Source organism: Achromobacter xylosoxidans (assembly GCF_001457475.1).
Lineage (GTDB): Bacteria > Pseudomonadota > Gammaproteobacteria > Burkholderiales > Burkholderiaceae_B > Achromobacter > Achromobacter xylosoxidans.
This window is the reverse complement of the sequence record NZ_LN831029.1, coordinates 2,813,766-2,830,797: the sequence shown is the minus strand read 5'-3', so window position 1 is coordinate 2,830,797 and position 17,032 is coordinate 2,813,766. Positions and strand designations below refer to the sequence as shown.

The following is a 17,032-nucleotide window of genomic DNA, read 5'->3' as shown; positions in this document are numbered from 1 at the left end:
CGGACTGGCGCGGGTGGACGCCGTCCGTGTTCTCTTGCGCGGGCCGGCGGCCCGGGATGCGGGCGCGGCACGATTGCGAGAATACACCGGCGCCGTGCCCGCTAGCGCTCCGGGCAGTGCGGATGCAGCTTGAGCCGTTCCTGGAAGTCCCGCGCCAGCTGGTCCATGCGGATCGTGGCGAAGCGTTCCAGCAGCAGCCGGCGCGACTCGGCCATCGCGCCTTCGAGCCCGGCGTTGACGGCCTGCTCCACCAGGCACTTGGGTTCGCTCTGGTCCAGTCCGAGCGCGAAGATCGGCGGCTCGCCCAGCGCCTGGTACACGTCCAGCAAGGTCAGTTCGGCCAACGGGCGCGTCAGCACCCAGCCGCCGCCGTGGCCCTTTTCCGATTGCACGTAGCCGCGTTCGCGCAGGCCGGACATCATGCGCCGCACCACCACGGGATTGGTGTTCAGCATCTTGCCGATGGTCTCGGAGGTCAGCGGCGCATCCTGCTCCGCCATGTGCAGCAGCACGTGCAGCATGCGGGACAGGCGGTTATCGCTGCGCATGGAAAGACTCCTGGTTCATGGTTTGAAACATTATAAGTTGCGTGACCACGCGCCCCGCCGTATCATGCAACTTTTAAAGTATCGAGAAACCCATGAAGCCTGAAAAACTGCCCCCTTGCTACGACGCCATCATCATCGGCGGCAGCTTCGCCGGCCTGTCGGCCGCCATGCAGCTGGCCCGCGCCCGCCGCCGCATCGCGCTGGTGGATGCCGGCCTGCCGCGCAACCGCTACGCCGTGCACTCGCACGGCTTCCTGGGCCAGGACGGCAAGACACCGGCCGAGATCGTGGCCGTGGGGCGCGCCCAACTGGCCGCCTACCGCAGCGTGGATTTCATCGACGGCGCCGCCGCCCACGCCAGCGGCGAGTCGGGCCGCTTCGCCGTCACCATGGAGGACGGCCGCGAACTGCGCGGCGCCCGCCTGATCCTGGCCATCGGCGTGCGCGACGAACTGCCCGACCTGCCCGGCCTGCGCGAACGCTGGGGCCGGACGGTGCTGCATTGCCCCTATTGCCATGGCTATGAAGTGGCCGACCAGCCGCTCGGCGTGTTGGCCGCCCACCCCATGTCCTCGCACCAGGCGGCGCTGCTGCCCGATTGGGGGCCGACCACCTATTTCACCCAGGGCGAGTTCGAGCCGGACGCCGAGCAGGCCGCGCTGCTCGCCGCCCGCGGCGTGCGCATCGAGCGCACGCCGGTGGCGCTGCTGCTGGGTCCGGCACCCCGGATCGACGCGGTGCAACTGGCCGATGGCCGCCGCCTGCTGGTCAACGCGCTGTTCGTCGCCAGCCGCGTGCACATGGCCAGTCCGCTGGCGATGCAACTGGGCTGCGCCTTCGATGAGGGATTGCTGGGGCCTTACCTGCGGGTCGATGATTTCAAGCAGACCACGGTGCCCGGCGTCTATGCGGCGGGCGACGCCAGCCTGCAGATGGGCAACGCCACGCTGGCCAGCGCTTCGGGCGTCATGGCGGGCGTGGGCGTGCACCAGTCGCTGGTGCGCGAAGACCCCGTCAAATGCTGGCGCGCGCAGGCCAGCCGGCCGGTGTAGGCGCCTGCGCGGACCGTGTCGTGGGGCCGATGACAGAGCGCGGCGTCCGCCGTGTCGCGGGCATCCGTCATGCCGGATCCTTGCGGCCGGCGCTGGCGAATTTCTTCCAGTCCTCGTTCTCGACCAGCGTCGAACGGAACACGCGCAGTTTCTCGCAGCCCTTGATCGATTTCAGCGCCTTCTTGACCTGGTCGCAGACCGTGGCCGGCAGCCACGGACTGAGCGTGACGCGCTTGATGGTCGCGGGCGAAACCGGGATGCGCAGCACCGGCGTGTCGCGCATCTTGCGGCAGACGAACAGGCGGAATTCCTTTTCATCGCGAAAGGCATGGCGCTTGAGGAACGGCAGGTCGGCCTCGGCCGGCGGCTGCTCGCGCAGCGATTTGATGGTGCGGTACTGCACCGCTTCGGCCCGCAGGTCGGGCACCGCCCTCACCTGCTCGATCAGCTTTTCCTTGTCGAATTCGATGCAGACGCCGCCGCTGCCATGCGAGAACACGCGCCAGTGGTGGTAGGTCTCGGAGGCCTCGGCCAGGCAAAGCGCATAGATGCCCAGCAGGCGCTTGGCGCGCGCGTATTCCTCGATGTAGAAGGAATCATTGCGGTCGTCCCACGCCTTCGGATTGAGCAGCGCCAGTTCGCCCGACTGCAGGTAGTCGATCAGGTAGGGAAGCTCGGTGTATCTGCGCAGCGAGGTGGCCAAGGCGGTGCTCCGGTGAAAACCCAGCCGCCAGTCTACCCGCATCGCCGCCGGCACGACGTTACACTGGCCCCTTGCCAAAAGGAGACCCCATGCAGCAGAACAATGGTGAAGGAAGGCAAGCTACCCGGCGCCACGCGCCTACCAGTCAGCGGTTCTGGTACATCGTCCTGGCGGGCACGCTGGTCACCCTCAGCTATGACCTCATGCCGCTGCTGCGCGGCCAGCTCTCGCCCCTGCTCAAGCTGATCGTGCCCGGACTGCTGCTGGCCGGGCTGTACCGTGGCAGCGAATGGGCGCGGTGGCTGCTGATGATATCGTTGCTGGGCTTCGGTGTGCTGGTCATGTACCTGACGACCTCGCTGATGCCCTATTCGATCGACATCTGGCTGCACCGCTTTGTGTGCAGTGCCGCCATGGTGGCCACAGGGCTGTACCTGGCGCTGGCCAGGAAGGACTTCGCGCGTTACTGCAATTACGTCGCGCTGCGCGACGGGCCGAAGGCGGCGGCCAGGAGACGGGCCGCCGAACAGGCCAACCGCCAGAACTCGGCGCGCTAGCGGGCAGCGGCCTTCACGACAGCAGTGGTTGAAGGCCGGCTTGCCCAGCGCCGGTCAGCGCAACGCGTTCCTGAAGAACGCGACCACGGCCGCGTTGAAATCGCGATGCCACGCCGCGCGGTCGAAACCCGCCGCATCGCGGCAGATCGCCGGCGCGGCCTCGGCCTGCGCGGTGGCGCACGGCGCCAGGAAGGCGAAATGCCCGGCGCCGGCGACCGGGTGGAACTCGGGCGCCGCCAGCCCCAGTCGTACCGCATCGACGCTGGCCGGCGTGACGCCGTCACCGCCCCGCGCCGAGGCCCACAGCTGCACCGGAATCGACACCGCCTTGAGCGCCTCGGCGCTGAAGGCGTTGAGCGGATCGGCGATGACCAGCGCCTTGATGCGGGCATCCTTCACATAGGGCTGCGCCGGCACCTTGCCGTCGCGGATGTCGCGGCACATCGGCAACGCCGGCTCGTCGGCGCAGAGGCCCAGGCCCAGCTTGAAATCGGGCGTCGCGCCCGCCAGCACCAGCCCCGTATAGCCGCCGCGCGAGAACCCGAAGAAGCCGATGGCGCCGTCCAGCCGCGCCCGTTGCGGCCACGCGCCGGTCAGGTAGTCGAGCAGCCGCCGGATCTCGCGCGGCCGGGTCGAGAAGATCGACAGATAGCCCTGTCGCGAGCGGTCCACCGCGTTGTCGCCGACGTGGTTGATCGCCGCCACCACGAAGCCCGCGTCCGCCAGCGCCGCGGCGGTGTCGTGATGCCCCAGGTACGAGCCGGCCGATCCGTGCGACATCACGATGAGCGGCTTGGACCCGTCGGTCATCGGGCAGTCCGGCGTCGCCGCCAGGGTGACGCGGCCGATGGCGACGTCCTGCGCGGGCGCGGCGCACGGATACCAGATGCCGCCCTGCAAGGCCGGGCCGTTCATGTCCATGGGCAGGTTGAGCCGCTGGAATCCGGCCGCGTGCGCGGCCCCGGTGGCGAGCAATGACAAGGCGAAGCAGGCGCGCAGGAAAGGCTTGAACATGGAATCGAAGGCAGGCGGTGCGGGACGGGCCCTGGCAGGAAAAGATGACAGTATCGCGACGGCAACGCGATCGATATTGTCATTTTAATGTTCGCGAACTGTCGATCGACGCCGCGCAGACTTCGAATCGCCCTGCAATGGAAGGCATCCCCTTCGACGGCACGGCGCCATTCGAGTTTCCCAGCCTACGGAGTCATCCATGAAAAAACAATTCGCCGCCGCGGCCGCCATGGCGCTGTCCGGCGCGGCGTCCGCGCAGACGTCGGTCACGCTCTACGGCCTGATCGACACGGGTATCGGTTACGCCAACGTCGACGGCAGCTACACCGACCCGGCCACCGGCCGCCGCAGCAGCATCGACAACAGCCGCATCGGCACGACCACCGGCACCACGGCCGGCTCGCGCTGGGGCCTGCGCGGCAAGGAAGACCTGGGCGATGGCCTGTACGCCGTGTTCCAGCTGGAGTCGGGTTTCGACAGCCGCAACGGCAATTCGCTGCAAAGCGGCCGCCTGTTCGGCCGCGAAGCCACCGTCGGCCTGGGCAGCGCCGACTGGGGCGAGGTGCGCCTGGGCCGCCAGTACAACGTCGCCACGCGCTATTTCTCCGGCATGCTGGGCCCGTCGTTCGGCGGCGGCTTCAACCAGCTCAACACCGGCGCCGGCCTGGGCTTCAGCTCGGCCTACTTCCCGCGCTACGACAACCTGGTGGTGTACGAGACGCCGTCGCTGGGCGGCTTGCGCGCCGCCGTCGGCTACGCCTTCAACGCCGACGATCGCCGCACCGCGCAAACGGGCTTTGCCACCGCCGACAACACCCGCGCCATCACCGCCGGCGTGCGCTACGACAACGGCCCGCTGATGGGCTTTGCCACCTACGACCAGCTCAACGCCTCCAACAAGCTGGGCCAGGACCAGGTCGACGCCACGCCGCGTTCGTACATCGTCGGCGGTTCCTACGACTTCGAAGTCTTCAAGGTCGCGCTGGCCTACAACCGCCTCACCGACGGCTGGTTCGCCGGCAAGAGCCTGCCCGGCGGCGGCAGCATCGGCGGCTTCACCGGCACGCCGTCGTACGCCTTCTCCAAGGGCTTCCGGTCGAATTCGTACATGCTGGCGCTGGCCGCGCCCATCGGCAAGTCGAGCGGCGTGTTCGCCTCGTGGCAGCGCGCCGACGCCAACAGCAAGCAGCTCACCGGCGGCGACGCGACCAGCAACACCTACAGCCTGGGCTACAACTACAACCTGTCCAAGCGCACGGACCTGTATGCCGCGGCCTCCTACACCACCAACTGGGCGTTCCTGGACAACGCCAAGGCGACCGAGGTCAACATGGGCATACGCCACCGCTTCTGATCGCCGCGGGATCGCTCCCGCCTTGCGCATGTTCCCGTTGATGACGCCCGCCTCCGCGAAGGGATGGGCGGTTTATCGCCGCGCGTTTCCGGGTCCGTCCGGGAACGCGCGTTTTTTTCGCCGGACAGCTCCAAGGCAGAAACACCCGCTTGGGGAACAGCGACCCGCGCAGCAGCGATGCGCCTCAGGCGGCGGGCCCCTGGATCATCTTCCAGCCATTGCCCGCCGGATCGCGAAACCCCGCGTCGATGCTGCCATAGCGCTCGACCGGCTCCTGGGTGAACTCCACGCCCAGCGCCTTCAGCCGGGCATGGCTGGCGCGGCAATCGGCCACCGCCAGCACCAGCGGCGGCATCGCGCCCTTGGCGACCATGGCGCGCAGCGCCTGCGCGGTGGCCTCGTCATGGACCGGCGGGCCGGGCCGGAACAGGCCCAGCTGGAACGATGGCTGGTCCGGATGCTGCACGGTCAGCCAGCGATACGGGCCGTTGCCCACGTCCGTATGGACACGAAAGCCGAGCTTGTCGACATAGAACCGCAGCGCCTCGTCCTGGTCGTCCACGTAGACGCCGACGACATTGATTCCTGCACTCATGGTTGCTCCCCTGGACACGTTGATCGGGTGATGGGCGACCCGACGCGGGCCGATCACCGCACTTTATCCTTCGCCTGGCGGCGGCGCTTCTCCAAAACTGCGATGTTCAGATCGGGGCGCAGCGCGGCCTTGACCACGCAGGCCGGCACGAGGCCCAGCCCCTCCTGGCCGGCCCGGGCACGCACGCGCATGGCGCCGGGGCTGGCCCCCGTGATGTCGCGAAAGATGCGGCCAAAGGTGCCCAGGCTCTGCCAACCGGTGGCGTAGGCGATCTCGGTGATGGGCAGGTCGGTGTCGCGCAACAGGGCGATGGCCTGCTCGACACGCCGCGTCAGCAGATAGCGATGCGGCGGCAGGCCGAAGGCGCGCTTGAAGCAGCGGGCGAAATAGGCAACGGACACGCCGCTGACCTCGGCCAGGCGCTCCACCGGCCAGGCCTCGTGCGAGGCGGCGTCAATGCGGTCCCGGGCGCGCAGCAGGCGGCGCAGCAGCACGGGATCCAGCAATGGTTCCTCGACAGCGGTGGCCGCACAAGACGCGCGCGCTCGCGGCATGCTAGACCTCCTCGATCACCGCCGTGGGCGCGAACGGCGTGCCCAGTCCCAGCGCGCGATAGATGCGTTCCAGGATGCGCTGGCGCCGCGTCGGCCGGCCCATGCGCCAGCGCGTGTCCAGGAACAGCAGCGGCAACGCGACGCACAGCCAGGCCACCAACAGGAAAACGAACGTCACCGCGGCCAGTTCGGGCGCCGCCTCGCGGCCCGACGGCGAGTCGGAGGAAGCCAGCACCGCCACCACCACCAGCCAGCACACCAGGAGCAGGATGGCCAGCAAAGACAGCATCGGCACGCGCTGCCTCAGGCCCACGCCCACGGGCGCGATGTCGGTGAAAGCGGCGCGGAAATAGTGATGGCAGACATAGACGCGGCCGTCCTCCAGATTGCGCAGGCCGTAAACCAGCTGGTCGGGCCCGGCGCCGGCGATCTGGCCGGCATAGGCGGCCACCTCCACCCGGTCGCCCTCGGCCAGGAACGGCAGCACGTCGCCGAAGTTCTCGGCAACGTACATGATGAAGCGGCGCGTGCCGACGTGGAAACGGTAGACGCCATAGCTTGGCGTCGTGCGGGCCGATGGCCTGGCCTCGTGCGTCAAGGATGTCAGCGCGCCGCGTATCAACAGGATCTCGGGCGCCGCGTCCGTGAGCAGCGTCTCGCCCTCGTCCAACGGCTGCGCGGCGCACGCTTGCGCCGGCGGCGCGGCGTCCGGCACGGGGGTGTCCCGCAGGTCGCGGTAGAGCGCTTCGCTGCGCAGGATCGCCGCCCGGTGCCGGCGGTTGTCCCACAGGCCGTACAGCGAGAAACCCGCCAGCAGCACGGCAACCAGCGCCACCGTCAGCGCCAGCACGAGCAGCAGCACCTGCGCGAACGACGACAAGTCCAGCAGGCTGGCGCCGGCCCCGGCCACTGCGGCCACGGCCAGGCTGATGCCGATGCCGCGCCATCCCCGGCGGCGCTGGTCGACGTAATAGCGCGGCGGTATGCCCCGGCCCTGCCCCGCGTTCAACCAGGAAAAATGGCGCAATCCCGGCGCTCCGCCTTCGAGCACGCCGACGCGCACCGGCGTGGCCTGTTGCTGCAACCCCCGCAGCGTGCGGATATCGGCCGGATCGTCGAAGGTGCCGTTGACCGCCACGCCGTTCACCCGCAACCACACCTGGCCGCGGACGAAAGGCACCGCGACCCGCATCGCGTCGATGCGGCCTTCGACCGTTGCGGCCACCGTGTTCGTGCGTCTGGACATGCGCGTTGACGGGCCGCAACGCGGGCGGCCGATGCTGGAAAGCGCCCAGCATACCGCAAGCCCCGGCGGGCACGGCCGAGGCCGGTGCTTTCATGGTTTTTTTGCATCAACCCAGCAATTAATTGCACTTCACAGCGTTGCCGGCGCTGACGGAAAATGGCCAGGCGATCATGCGCGAGGGGACGCCGCTTCCCGCCACCACGCCGATCCGCTCAAAAGCAAGGAACCCGATCATGAACATCGCACTGGAACGCCTGGCGCGGCAGCTCGACCTGGACGCGCCCCGCAACGAAACCCTGCGCCTGGCCTTCGGCCACGCCTGTGCCCGGCGCGTCGAGCATCTGCTCGAAGACCCCCAGGCGATGGAATGCCTGGCCGTCCTGGGCCGCTATCTCGAGGGCGCTTGCGGCCCCCAACAACTGGCGCAGGCCGCCGCCACGGCGTCGCGGCTGGCCAACCATCATCCGGGTTCGACCTCCATCGACGGCTGTGGCCATGCCGCCGTGTCCGCCACCTACGCCGTGGCCAGTGCGCTGGCCGGCAAGGCGCTGCGCGCGGCCGAATACGCGGCCTACGCCGCCGTCTACGGCCAGGGAGGCCATGGCGCGGTATCGGATCCGGCGTCGTTCGACATCGAACACGCCTGGCAGGCGGACTGCCTGGAGCGCTGTGCGCTGCCCGCCTGAGGGACCGCGCGGCGATGCGCGCGCCGGCCCGCGATTGTGCGATCATCGGCGGCTGCGAGCCGCTCCGCCAGCCACCGCGACACCGCGCGGGCCGGGGCCGGCCACCGAGGCCCTCATGACCAATCACTTCGAAAGCCCCTTCAAGGGCAAGCTGCTCTCCGACGACGTCACCAACAGGAACATCAAGGTCGGCCGCTACAGCTACTATTCCGGCTACTACCACGGCCACTCGTTCGACGACTGCGCGCGCTATCTCATGCCGGACCGCGACGACGTCGACCAGCTGATCATCGGCAGCTTCTGCTCCATCGGCTCGGGCGCCGCCTTCATCATGGCGGGCAACCAGGGCCACCGGTACGACTGGGCGTCATCGTTCCCGTTCTTCTACATGAGCGAAGTGCCGGCGTTCGCGCAATCGCGCGACGCATTCCAGAAAGCCGGCGACACCGTCATCGGCAACGACGTCTGGATCGGTTCCGAAGCCATGATCATGCCCGGCATCACCATCGGGCACGGCGCCGTGATCGGCAGCCGCGCCCTCGTCACCAAGGACGTGGAGCCCTACGCGATCGTGGGCGGCAACCCCGCCAAGCCGATCAAGAAACGCTTTGCCGACGACGACATCGCCCTGCTGCTGGAAATGCAGTGGTGGGACTGGCCCGAAGACAGGCTGGCCGGCGCCATGCCATTGCTGTGCTCGGGCGATATCAAGGGCCTGCACCGCTATTGGCGCGACGGCCTCATAGCGGCCCCGCGGCCAGCATGAAACTGCCGCCGCGGATCACATGCAGCAACCTAGGACGGCTGCCGCCGTCCACTTTCCGGCGCAGGCGTCGCATGGCGATCGCGACCGCCTGGCACTTGACGTGCCGCGCGCCGGCGGCCGGCGGCTTGGCCTTCCAGACCGATTCCGCCAGCTGCCAACTGGTGAACACCGCGCCCGGGCTGCCCATCAACAGGGCCAGCAGCCCGAACTCCTTCGGCGTCAACAGCAGCGGCTGGCCATCGCGGTAGGCGCGAAAACGCAACAGGTCCAGCTCCAGGTCCGCGAATTGCAGCCTGTCGCCGGACTCGGGGATACACGTCAACAGGACGTGAGCCATTGCGCCAGGCCCCTGCGTCGCGGGCGCGGCTATCGGCGGCTCTCGTTCTGGCGCTGCACCTCGGCCTGGTAGTCAGGCCCCGAGCGCAGGCGCACGTATTCCGAGAACGCCGCCTTGTACTCCGGGCTGTAGATGTCCGGCGTGGCCTCGCCGCGCCAGAACCGGTCCACGCCGGCGCGCTTCCACAGCGCCAGGTCGGCCAGCACTTCGGCGCGCGTGAGCGGCGCGCCATAGGGGCTGGTCAGGGCCGTGGACGGCGCCTGCTGCGCCAGCGCCGTGCCCGAAACGCCGGCCGCCAGGACCAGGACCAGTGCGGTTTTACGAAGAATCTGCATGCTTCACTCCTATGAATCGTGGGGGGTACTGCACGGGATTCATTCTAGGAAGGCGATGCGGACAGAAAGCGGATAAGGGGATTACGTTTTTGCAATGAAAAAGCGCCACGGAAACCGTGGCGCTTCGAGATGGCGAAGATATCGCGCGGTGCTTACCGCACCTTCCCTTCCTTCCAGGCTTCCAGCAGCTTCTCGTACGCCACCGTTTCGCCCTTGGGCTTTTCATTGGCCAGCTTCTTCCACGGCGCGTGCTGGTCCGACAGCCACTTGCTCGGATCGCCCTTGGCATTCAGCTTGGGCGCGCATTGCGCCATGCCGGCCCGCTCCAGCCGCGCCATGACCTGGTCCATTTCGTTGGCCAGGTTGTCCATCGCGGCCTGCGGCGTCTTTTCGCCGGTGACGGCGGTGGCGACGTTCTTCCACCACAGCTGCGCCAGCTTGGGGTAATCAGGCACGTTGTTGCCGGTCGGCGTCCAGGCCACGCGCGCGGGGCTGCGGTAGAACTCGATCAGGCCGCCGTAGTTGGCCGCGTTCTTGCTGAAGTAGTCGCTGTGAATGTCGCTGTCGCGGATGAAGGTCAGGCCGGTGATCGACTTCTTCAGCGACACCGACTTGGCCGTGACGAACTGGGCGTAGAGCCAGGCGGCGGCCATCTTGTCGGGGTTGGTGGACTTGAAGAAGGTCCACGAGCCCACGTCCTGGTAGCCGTTCTGCATGCCGTCCTTCCAGTACGGACCGTACGGCGACGGCGCCATGCGCCACTTGGGCGTGCCGTCCTCGTTGACCACCGGCAGGCCCTTCTTGGTCATGTCGGCGGTGAAGGCCGTGTACCAGAAGATCTGCTGCGCGATCTGGCCCTGCGCCGGCACCGGGCCGGATTCCGAAAAGGTCATGCCCATGGCCTGCTGCGGCGCGTACTTCTTCATCCAGTCGACGTACTTGGTCAACGCATAGACCGCGGCCGGGCTGTTGGTGGCGCCGCCGCGCGCCACCGAGGCGCCCACCGGCGTGCACTTGTCGTCGGCCACGCGGATGCCCCACTCGTCCACCGGCATGCCGTTGGGCAGGCCCTTGTCGGCGGCGCCGGCCATCGACAGCCACGCGTCGGTGAAGCGCCAGCCCAGCGACGGGTCCTTCTTGCCGTAGTCCATGTGGCCATAGACCTTCTTGCCGTCGATCTCCTTGACGTCGTTGGAGAAGAAGTCGGCGATGTCCTCGTAGGCGGACCAGTTGGTCGGCACGCCCAGCTCGTAGCCGTACTTGGCCTTGAACTTGTCCTTCAGGTCCTGGCGCGCGAACCAGTCGGCGCGGAACCAGTAGACGTTGGCGAACTGCTGGTCGGGCAACTGGTAGAGCTTGCCGTCCGGCGCGGTGGTGAACTTGGTGCCGATGAAGTCCTTCAGGTCCAGGCCCGGATTGGTCCATTCCTTGCCGGCGCCGGCCATGTAGTCGGACAGTGGCAGGATGGCGCCATAGCGGTAGTGTGTGCCGATCAGGTCGGAGTCGGAGATCCAGCCGTCGTAGATCGACTTGCCCGACTGCATCGAGGTCTGCAGCTTCTCGACCACGTCGCCTTCCTGGATCAGGTCGTGGTTGACCTTGATGCCGGTGATCTCGGTGAAGGCCTTGGCCAGCACCTTGGACTCGTACTCGTGGGTGGTGATGGTTTCCGACACCACGTTGATTTCATTGACGCCCTTGGCCTTGAGCTTGGCGGCGGCCTCGATGAACCACTTCATCTCGGCCATCTGCTGGTCCTTGGACAGGGTCGACGGCTGGAATTCCGAATCGACCCACTTCTTCGCTTCCGGCTCGCCAGCCCAGGCTCCTGACGTCCCGATCAGGGCGATGGCGGCCGCCATGGCGTGCATGCGCAATTTCATGACCTGTCTCCTCGATAGGTCTTCCCCTGTGGTGCTGCGGACTTCTGGCCGGGGAAGACATTGGCCGATCGTCCTTCCAAACCGCTGATATCGCGCGGGGTCTGACGCCCCTTCAGCCTTTTCTCATGATGAAAGCCAGCAGCAGCATGGACAGCACGAAGCTGATCCACACCGATGGCGGCTCATCCAGCGAAAACCATTCCACCGCCTTCTGCCCGAACCCCAGGAACGCCAGGTTGAGCCAGGCCGCGGCCATCAGGCCGATGAAGAGGCGGTCGCCGCGGGTCGTTCGCAGCGGCAGGAAGCCCTTGCGCTCGACCGTGGGCGATTTCAGTTCCCAGACCGTCATGGCCACCAGCATCAGCACGATGCAGGAGAAGAATACGGCGACGGGGGTGGTCCATACCATCCAGCTGAACATGTGGCGCCCTCCCCCTCAGACCCGGCCCATCGCGAAGCCCTTCGCGATGTAGTGCCGCACGAACCAGATGACGATGCCGCCGGGCACGATGGTCAGCACCCCGGCCGCCGCCAGCACGCCCCAGTCCATGCCCGAGGCCGAGACCGTGCGCGTCATGGTGGCGACGATGGGCTTGGCGTTCACCGAAGTCAGCGTGCGCGCCAGCAGCAGCTCGACCCAACTGAACATGAAGCAGAAGAACGCCGCCACGCCCACGCCCGACTTGATCAGCGGCAGGAAGATCGTCAGGAAGAAGCGCGGGAACGAATAGCCGTCCACGTAGGCGGTCTCGTCGATCTCGCGCGGCACGCCGGACATGAAGCCCTCCAGGATCCACACCGCCAGCGGCACGTTGAACACCAGGTGCGCCAGCGCCACCGCCAGGTGCGTGTCCATCAGCCCGAACGAGCTGTACAACTGGAAGAACGGCAGCAGGAACACCGCCGGCGGCGTCATGCGGTTGGTCAGCAGCCAGAAGAACACGTGCTTGTCGCCGATGAAGCGGTAGCGCGAGAACGCGTAGGCCGCCGGCAGCGCCACGGCCAGCGAGATGACCGTGTTGATGACCACGTAGATCAGCGAGTTGATGTAGCCCGAATACCAGGCCGGATCGGTGAAGATGGTGCGGTAGTGCTCCAGCGTGAAATCGCGCGGCCACAGCGTCAGGGTGCTGACGATCTCGGTATTGGTCTTGAACGACATGTTCAGCATCCAGTACAGCGGCAGGATGGCGAACACCAGGTACAGCGCCAGGAAGGCGCCGCGCCACCAGGTCGATTGCTCACGCATTGGCGCGCTCCTCGTCGAAACCGCCGGTGGTGCCGGCGCGCTGCATCCAGTTGTACAGAATGAAGCAGAGCAGCAGGATGATCAGGAAGTAGATGATCGAGAACGCCGCCGCCGGGCCCAGGTCGAACTGGCCCACGGCCTTCTGCGTCAGGTACTGCGACAGGAAGGTGGTGGCGTTGCCGGGCCCGCCGCCGGTCAGCACGAACGGTTCGGTGTAGATCATGAAGCTGTCCATGAAGCGCAGCAGCACCGCGATCATCAGCACGCCGCGCATCTTGGGCAGCTGGATGTAGCGGAACACCGCCAGGCGCGAGGCGCCATCGATGCGCGCGGCCTGGTAATAAGCGTCGGGAATCGCGCGCAGGCCGGCATAGCACAGCAGCGCCACCAGCGGCGTCCAGTGCCAGACGTCCATCACCAGCACCGTGACCCAGGCGTCCAGGTCGTTGCCGGTGTAGTTGTAGTCCACCCCCAGCCACGACAGCGTCGCCCCCAGCAGGCCGATGTCAGTGCGCCCGAACACCTGCCAGATGGTGCCCACCACGTTCCACGGGATCAGCAGCGACAGCGCGATGATGACCAGCACCGCCGAGGCGCGCCATCCGCTGGCCGGCATCGACAGCGCCAGCAGGATGCCCAGCGGGATCTCGATGGCCAGCACCGCCAGCGAGAAGCCGATCTGGCGCAGTAGCGCGCCGTGCAGTTCCTCGTCCTGCAGCACCGCGGCGAACCATTCAGTGCCGACGAACACGCGGCGCTCGGGCGAGATGATGTCCTGCACCGAGTAGTTGACGATGGTCATCAGCGGCAGGATGGCCGAGAACGCCACGCACAGCACCACGGGCAGCACCAGGAACCAGGCCCGGTGATCGATCGGTTTCATCGGATCAGCTCCTCGTCGCGGTAGAAGCAGGTGTGCGTATTGAGTACCGACAGCCACACCGTGGCGCCGGGCGCGATCGCGGCGGCGTCGGTGCCCAGCCGGGCGCGCAGCGGCGTGCCTTCGAAGTCGGCCAGCAGCAAGGTATAGGTGCCCACGTCCTGCACCCGTTGGACCGTGGCCGGGATGGCGCCGGGCGCCCCGGCATCGGCCAGGCGCAGGTATTCCGGGCGCACGCCCAGCTTGACCGGGCCGGCGTCGGCCAGCCTGGCCGCCATCGCATCCGGCACGCCGTCGACGCGGCGCTGCCCCACCATCAGGCCGCCGTCGCGCCATTGCGCCGGCAGGAAGTTCATGCCGGGCGAGCCGATGAAATGGCCGACGAAGGTGTGCGCCGGCCGCTCGAACAGGTCGTCGGCGCTGCCCACCTGCACCGCGCGGCCGCGCGCCATCACCATCACCTGGTCGGCGAAGGTCAGCGCCTCGGTCTGGTCGTGCGTGACGTAGATCAGCGTCAGCTTGAACTCGTGGTGGATTTCCTTGAGCTTGCGGCGCAGCTCCCACTTCAGTTGCGGGTCGATCACGGTCAGCGGTTCGTCGAACAGCACCGCCGACACGTCGTTGCGCACCAGGCCGCGCCCCAGCGAGATCTTCTGCTTGGCGTCGGCCGTCAGGCCGCTGGCGCGGCGGTCCAGCACCTGCGACATCTCCAGCATCTCGGCGATGCGGCCGACGCGCTCGCGGATCTGCTTGGGCGGCACGCCGCGGTTGCGCAGCGGAAACGCCAGGTTCTCGGCCACGGTCATGGTGTCGTACACCACCGGGAACTGGAACACCTGGGCGATGTTGCGCGCCTGCGGCGTCTTTTTGGTGACGTCCCGGCCGTCGAACAGGATGCGCCCATGCGAAGGCCGCAACAGGCCCGAAACGCAATTGAGCAAGGTGGTCTTGCCGCAGCCCGAGGGCCCCAGCAAGGCGTAGGCGCCGCCGTCGCGGAAGGTGAACTGCAGCGGCAGCAGCGCGTAGTCCTCGTCGGCCTGCGGATGGGCGACGTAGGAATGCGACAGGTCCAGCTCGATCTGCGCCATCAGGCGATCCCCCCGCTGGCGTGAGGCCGCGCGGGCGCGGCCAGCAAGGCGCCGTCGCCGCCGAAGGCGTAGGTCTGGGCCGGATCGAAGTACAGCGTCAGGCGCTGCTCCAGCGTGTAGCGGTGCACGCCCGGCAATTGCGCGACCACGTCGCCGGCCGCCGTCTCGGCGTGCACGAAAGTGTCGGACCCGGAGATTTCGGCCAGCTTGACCACGCCGTCCAGGCCGATGTGGCCGGGGCGCGGCGCGATGTCCAGCGCCCCGGCGCGCAGGCCGGCGGTGAGCCCGGCGCCGTCGCCCGGGGGCAGTTGCCGCGAGACCGTGACGCCGCCCTGCAACGTGAAGCCGCTGGCCCCGCGCCGGGCGCTGAACAGGTTCATGGGCGGGTCGCTGAACGCGCGCGCCACGCGGATCGAATTGGGCCGGTGGAAGACCTCGGCGGTCGGGCCGTATTGCAGCAGTTCGCCTGCATCCAGCACCGCGGTGTGGCCGCCCAGCAGCAGCACTTCGCCGGGTTCGGTGGTGGCGTAGACCACGGTCGAGCGGCCTTCGGCGAACAGCGCCGACAGCTCGTCGCGCAACTCCTCGCGCAGCTTGTAGTCCAGGTTGACCAGCGGCTCGTCCAGCAGGATCAGCGGCGCGTCCTTGACCAGCGCGCGCGCCAGGGCCACCCGCTGCTGCTGGCCGCCGGACAGTTCGGCGGGCAGGCGTTCCAGCAGGTGGTCGATGTGCAGGCGCGCGGCCATGGCGCGCACCTTGTCGGCGATGCCGCTGGCGCCGCGCAGCTTGAGCGGCGAGGCAATGTTGTCGAACACCGTCATGGACGGATAGTTGATGAATTGCTGGTACACCATGGCGACGTTGCGCTGGCGCACCGGCACGCCGGTCACGTCGGCGCCGTCCACCAGCACCCGGCCTTCGGTGGGCCGGTCGAGCCCGGCCATGATGCGCATCAGCGATGTCTTGCCTGCCAGGGTCACCCCCAGCAATACGGTCATGGCGCCCGGCACCGGGGCCAGGCTCATCGGATACAGGTGCGTCTGCGAGCCGGCTCGCAAACCTATCCTGTCCAGGGTCAGCTGCATCTGGTCTCCTCTACCTCTAATACGTCCCCGGTTTTCAGACCGGACTTCGGTACATCGGTACAGCGGCCCTCGCGGCGCGCGGGAACGCGCCGGCCAGGGGTCTTCTTTCAGATCGCTTTCGTTTTTTGTGCGTTTTACCGAAGAAGCGAACAAAAAACAATCTTGCAGTGCGTCATTATTTTTCGCTTTTGTTGTTTTATGATGCGAACGTGACACTCACTATGCGAACATGACACTCAATCCCCGACAAAGCGCCTTGATCGAAATGGTGCGGGCCCAGGGCTCGGCCACCATCGAGGAACTGGCCAAACGTTTCGACGTCACGCTGCAGACCGTGCGGCGCGACGTCAACATCCTGTCCGAAGCCGGCCTGCTGTCGCGCTTCCATGGCGGCGTGCGCATCGAGGCCTCGACCATCGAGAACATCGCCTACCGCAAGCGCCAGGGACTGCACGCGGCCGGCAAACAACGCATCGCCGAGGCCGTGGCGCGCGCCGTGCCCGACGGCTGCTCGCTGATCCTGAACATCGGCACCACCACCGAGGCCATCGCCCGCGCCCTGCTGCGCCATCGCGGCCTGCGCGTCATCACCAACAACCTGCACGTGGCCGACATTCTTTCCGACAACCCGGATTGCGAAGTCATCGTCGCCGGCGGCGTGGTGCGCTCGCGCGACCGCGGCATCGTCGGCGAGGCCACCATGGATTTCATCCGCCAGTTCAAGGTCGACATCGGCCTGATCGGCATTTCCGGCATCGAGGCCGACGGCACCCTGCGCGACTACGACTTCCGCGAAGTGCGCGTGGCCCGCACCATCATCGAACAGTCGCGCGAAGTGTGGCTGGCCGCCGACAGCAGCAAATTCAAGCGCCAGGCCATGGTGGAACTGGCGCACATCTCGCAGATCGACCGCTTTTTCACCGACTCGCATCCGCAGGAACCGCTGGCGCAAGTGCTGCTGGACGCCGGCGTGCGCTGCGAGGTGGCCGCCGCGCCGAACGCGGCCAAGGTACCCGCCTGACCGGCTTGACCCGGCCCGGCGGCACGGCGCTGGCGCCGCGCCCGGCCGGCACCAACAGAAACGAACAACGCACCGAACC

20 protein-coding genes are annotated in these 17,032 nt (G+C 67.5%); 6 read left to right on the top strand and 14 right to left on the bottom strand.

Features of this window, described 5'->3' with window-relative positions; translation table 11 throughout:
- Positions 1–101 precede the first annotated feature (101 nt).
- A complete protein-coding gene (locus tag AT699_RS12825; RefSeq protein WP_006385294.1) occupies positions 102–548 on the bottom strand; it encodes an Rrf2 family transcriptional regulator in 447 nt (148 codons plus the stop codon).
- A gap of 92 nt (positions 549–640) precedes the next feature.
- On the opposite strand from AT699_RS12825, the gene AT699_RS12820 reads away from it, so the two are divergent.
- A complete protein-coding gene (locus tag AT699_RS12820; RefSeq protein WP_020927443.1) occupies positions 641–1,600 on the top strand; it encodes an NAD(P)/FAD-dependent oxidoreductase in 960 nt (319 codons plus the stop codon).
- Positions 1,601–1,667: 67 nt separating this feature from the next.
- Here AT699_RS12820 and AT699_RS12815 read toward each other — a convergent pair whose 3' ends face one another.
- Positions 1,668–2,303: a DUF2971 domain-containing protein gene (locus AT699_RS12815; protein WP_024068702.1), complete on the bottom strand. Its 636-nt coding sequence runs from the start codon at positions 2,301–2,303 to the stop codon at positions 1,668–1,670.
- Positions 2,304–2,392: 89 nt separating this feature from the next.
- Here AT699_RS12815 and AT699_RS12810 point away from each other — a divergent pair, with 89 nt between their 5' ends.
- Positions 2,393–2,860 carry a hypothetical protein gene (locus AT699_RS12810; RefSeq protein ID WP_006385291.1) on the top strand — a complete coding sequence of 156 codons (468 nt, stop codon included), beginning with the start codon at positions 2,393–2,395 and terminating at the stop codon, positions 2,858–2,860.
- Between the two features lie 54 nt (positions 2,861–2,914).
- On the opposite strand, the gene AT699_RS12805 is transcribed toward AT699_RS12810, so the two are convergent.
- Entirely contained in the window at positions 2,915–3,874 is a 960-nt protein-coding gene (locus AT699_RS12805; protein ID WP_024068701.1) for an alpha/beta hydrolase family protein, read from the bottom strand.
- A 199-nt stretch (positions 3,875–4,073) separates the two neighbouring features.
- Here AT699_RS12805 and AT699_RS12800 point away from each other — a divergent pair, with 199 nt between their 5' ends.
- On the top strand, positions 4,074–5,228 hold the full coding sequence (locus AT699_RS12800; protein ID WP_024068700.1) for a porin: 1,155 nt from the start codon (positions 4,074–4,076) through the stop codon (positions 5,226–5,228).
- Positions 5,229–5,412: 184 nt separating this feature from the next.
- Here AT699_RS12800 and AT699_RS12795 read toward each other — a convergent pair whose 3' ends face one another.
- From AT699_RS12795 to AT699_RS12785, 3 genes are read right to left on the bottom strand one after another with little or no spacing between them, the layout of a single operon-like run.
- On the bottom strand, positions 5,413–5,823 hold the full coding sequence (locus tag AT699_RS12795) for a VOC family protein (RefSeq protein ID WP_035181830.1): 411 nt from the start codon (positions 5,821–5,823) through the stop codon (positions 5,413–5,415).
- A gap of 53 nt (positions 5,824–5,876) precedes the next feature.
- Complete coding sequence (locus AT699_RS12790; protein WP_006385287.1) at positions 5,877–6,377, bottom strand: helix-turn-helix transcriptional regulator; 501 nt, start codon at positions 6,375–6,377, stop codon at positions 5,877–5,879.
- Between the two features lies 1 nt (position 6,378).
- Complete coding sequence (locus tag AT699_RS12785) at positions 6,379–7,623, bottom strand: hypothetical protein (protein WP_058207307.1); 1,245 nt, start codon at positions 7,621–7,623, stop codon at positions 6,379–6,381.
- A gap of 233 nt (positions 7,624–7,856) precedes the next feature.
- Between AT699_RS12785 and AT699_RS12780 the strand changes: the two genes are divergently transcribed.
- Positions 7,857–8,309: a hypothetical protein gene (locus AT699_RS12780; protein ID WP_024068697.1), complete on the top strand. Its 453-nt coding sequence runs from the start codon at positions 7,857–7,859 to the stop codon at positions 8,307–8,309.
- A 115-nt stretch (positions 8,310–8,424) separates the two neighbouring features.
- Positions 8,425–9,075 (top strand): type B chloramphenicol O-acetyltransferase, encoded by a 651-nt coding sequence (catB, locus tag AT699_RS12775; RefSeq protein WP_024068696.1) that lies wholly within the window; start codon positions 8,425–8,427, stop codon positions 9,073–9,075.
- Here the strand turns inward: catB and AT699_RS12770 are convergent.
- The 8 genes from AT699_RS12770 to AT699_RS12735 form a co-directional block, all read right to left on the bottom strand.
- On the bottom strand, positions 9,050–9,412 hold the full coding sequence (locus AT699_RS12770) for a winged helix-turn-helix domain-containing protein (protein ID WP_020927433.1): 363 nt from the start codon (positions 9,410–9,412) through the stop codon (positions 9,050–9,052). The genes catB and AT699_RS12770 overlap by 26 nt on opposite strands.
- A 29-nt stretch (positions 9,413–9,441) precedes the next feature.
- On the bottom strand, positions 9,442–9,747 hold the full coding sequence (locus tag AT699_RS12765) for a DUF4148 domain-containing protein (RefSeq protein WP_024068695.1): 306 nt from the start codon (positions 9,745–9,747) through the stop codon (positions 9,442–9,444).
- A gap of 152 nt (positions 9,748–9,899) precedes the next feature.
- Positions 9,900–11,630 (bottom strand): ABC transporter substrate-binding protein, encoded by a 1,731-nt coding sequence (locus tag AT699_RS12760; RefSeq protein ID WP_024068694.1) that lies wholly within the window; start codon positions 11,628–11,630, stop codon positions 9,900–9,902.
- Positions 11,631–11,742: 112 nt separating this feature from the next.
- Entirely contained in the window at positions 11,743–12,051 is a 309-nt protein-coding gene (locus AT699_RS12755) for a DUF2160 domain-containing protein (RefSeq protein WP_006385280.1), read from the bottom strand.
- 15 nt (positions 12,052–12,066) lie between these two features.
- Entirely contained in the window at positions 12,067–12,879 is an 813-nt protein-coding gene (locus tag AT699_RS12750) for a carbohydrate ABC transporter permease (RefSeq protein WP_006385279.1), read from the bottom strand.
- Positions 12,872–13,762 (bottom strand): carbohydrate ABC transporter permease, encoded by an 891-nt coding sequence (locus AT699_RS12745; RefSeq protein ID WP_006385278.1) that lies wholly within the window; start codon positions 13,760–13,762, stop codon positions 12,872–12,874. Before AT699_RS12745 ends, AT699_RS12750 begins: the two co-directional genes overlap by 8 nt.
- Complete coding sequence (locus AT699_RS12740; protein WP_006385277.1) at positions 13,759–14,847, bottom strand: ABC transporter ATP-binding protein; 1,089 nt, start codon at positions 14,845–14,847, stop codon at positions 13,759–13,761. The genes AT699_RS12745 and AT699_RS12740 overlap by 4 nt, the downstream gene beginning before the upstream one ends.
- Complete coding sequence (locus AT699_RS12735; RefSeq protein ID WP_024068693.1) at positions 14,847–15,932, bottom strand: ABC transporter ATP-binding protein; 1,086 nt, start codon at positions 15,930–15,932, stop codon at positions 14,847–14,849. Before AT699_RS12735 ends, AT699_RS12740 begins: the two co-directional genes overlap by 1 nt.
- Before the next feature lie 229 nt (positions 15,933–16,161).
- Here AT699_RS12735 and AT699_RS12730 point away from each other — a divergent pair, with 229 nt between their 5' ends.
- Positions 16,162–16,953, top strand: coding sequence for a DeoR/GlpR family DNA-binding transcription regulator (locus AT699_RS12730; RefSeq protein ID WP_024068692.1), 792 nt, complete (start codon positions 16,162–16,164; stop codon positions 16,951–16,953).
- Positions 16,954–17,032: the final 79 nt, after the last annotated feature.

Excerpts from the sequence above, each read along its gene's own strand:
- AT699_RS12780 (WP_024068697.1), top strand. The coding sequence starts at position 7,857 with ATGAACATCGCACTGGAACGCCTGGCGCGGCAGCTCGACCTGGACGCG.
- AT699_RS12760 (WP_024068694.1), bottom strand. The coding sequence starts at position 11,630 with ATGAAATTGCGCATGCACGCCATGGCGGCCGCCATCGCCCTGATCGGG.
- AT699_RS12735 (WP_024068693.1), bottom strand. The coding sequence starts at position 15,932 with ATGCAGCTGACCCTGGACAGGATAGGTTTGCGAGCCGGCTCGCAGACG.
- AT699_RS12765 (WP_024068695.1), bottom strand. The coding sequence starts at position 9,747 with ATGCAGATTCTTCGTAAAACCGCACTGGTCCTGGTCCTGGCGGCCGGC.
- AT699_RS12800 (WP_024068700.1), top strand. The coding sequence starts at position 4,074 with ATGAAAAAACAATTCGCCGCCGCGGCCGCCATGGCGCTGTCCGGCGCG.
- catB (WP_024068696.1), top strand. The coding sequence starts at position 8,425 with ATGACCAATCACTTCGAAAGCCCCTTCAAGGGCAAGCTGCTCTCCGAC.
- AT699_RS12750 (WP_006385279.1), bottom strand. The coding sequence starts at position 12,879 with ATGCGTGAGCAATCGACCTGGTGGCGCGGCGCCTTCCTGGCGCTGTAC.
- AT699_RS12785 (WP_058207307.1), bottom strand. The coding sequence starts at position 7,623 with ATGTCCAGACGCACGAACACGGTGGCCGCAACGGTCGAAGGCCGCATC.
- AT699_RS12745 (WP_006385278.1), bottom strand. The coding sequence starts at position 13,762 with ATGAAACCGATCGATCACCGGGCCTGGTTCCTGGTGCTGCCCGTGGTG.
- AT699_RS12795 (WP_035181830.1), bottom strand. The coding sequence starts at position 5,823 with ATGAGTGCAGGAATCAATGTCGTCGGCGTCTACGTGGACGACCAGGAC.
- AT699_RS12740 (WP_006385277.1), bottom strand. The coding sequence starts at position 14,847 with ATGGCGCAGATCGAGCTGGACCTGTCGCATTCCTACGTCGCCCATCCG.
- AT699_RS12810 (WP_006385291.1), top strand. The coding sequence starts at position 2,393 with ATGCAGCAGAACAATGGTGAAGGAAGGCAAGCTACCCGGCGCCACGCG.
- AT699_RS12790 (WP_006385287.1), bottom strand. The coding sequence starts at position 6,377 with ATGCCGCGAGCGCGCGCGTCTTGTGCGGCCACCGCTGTCGAGGAACCA.
- AT699_RS12730 (WP_024068692.1), top strand. The coding sequence starts at position 16,162 with ATGACACTCAATCCCCGACAAAGCGCCTTGATCGAAATGGTGCGGGCC.
- AT699_RS12820 (WP_020927443.1), top strand. The coding sequence starts at position 641 with ATGAAGCCTGAAAAACTGCCCCCTTGCTACGACGCCATCATCATCGGC.
- AT699_RS12755 (WP_006385280.1), bottom strand. The coding sequence starts at position 12,051 with ATGTTCAGCTGGATGGTATGGACCACCCCCGTCGCCGTATTCTTCTCC.
- AT699_RS12770 (WP_020927433.1), bottom strand. The coding sequence starts at position 9,412 with ATGGCTCACGTCCTGTTGACGTGTATCCCCGAGTCCGGCGACAGGCTG.
- AT699_RS12805 (WP_024068701.1), bottom strand. The coding sequence starts at position 3,874 with ATGTTCAAGCCTTTCCTGCGCGCCTGCTTCGCCTTGTCATTGCTCGCC.
- AT699_RS12825 (WP_006385294.1), bottom strand. The coding sequence starts at position 548 with ATGCGCAGCGATAACCGCCTGTCCCGCATGCTGCACGTGCTGCTGCAC.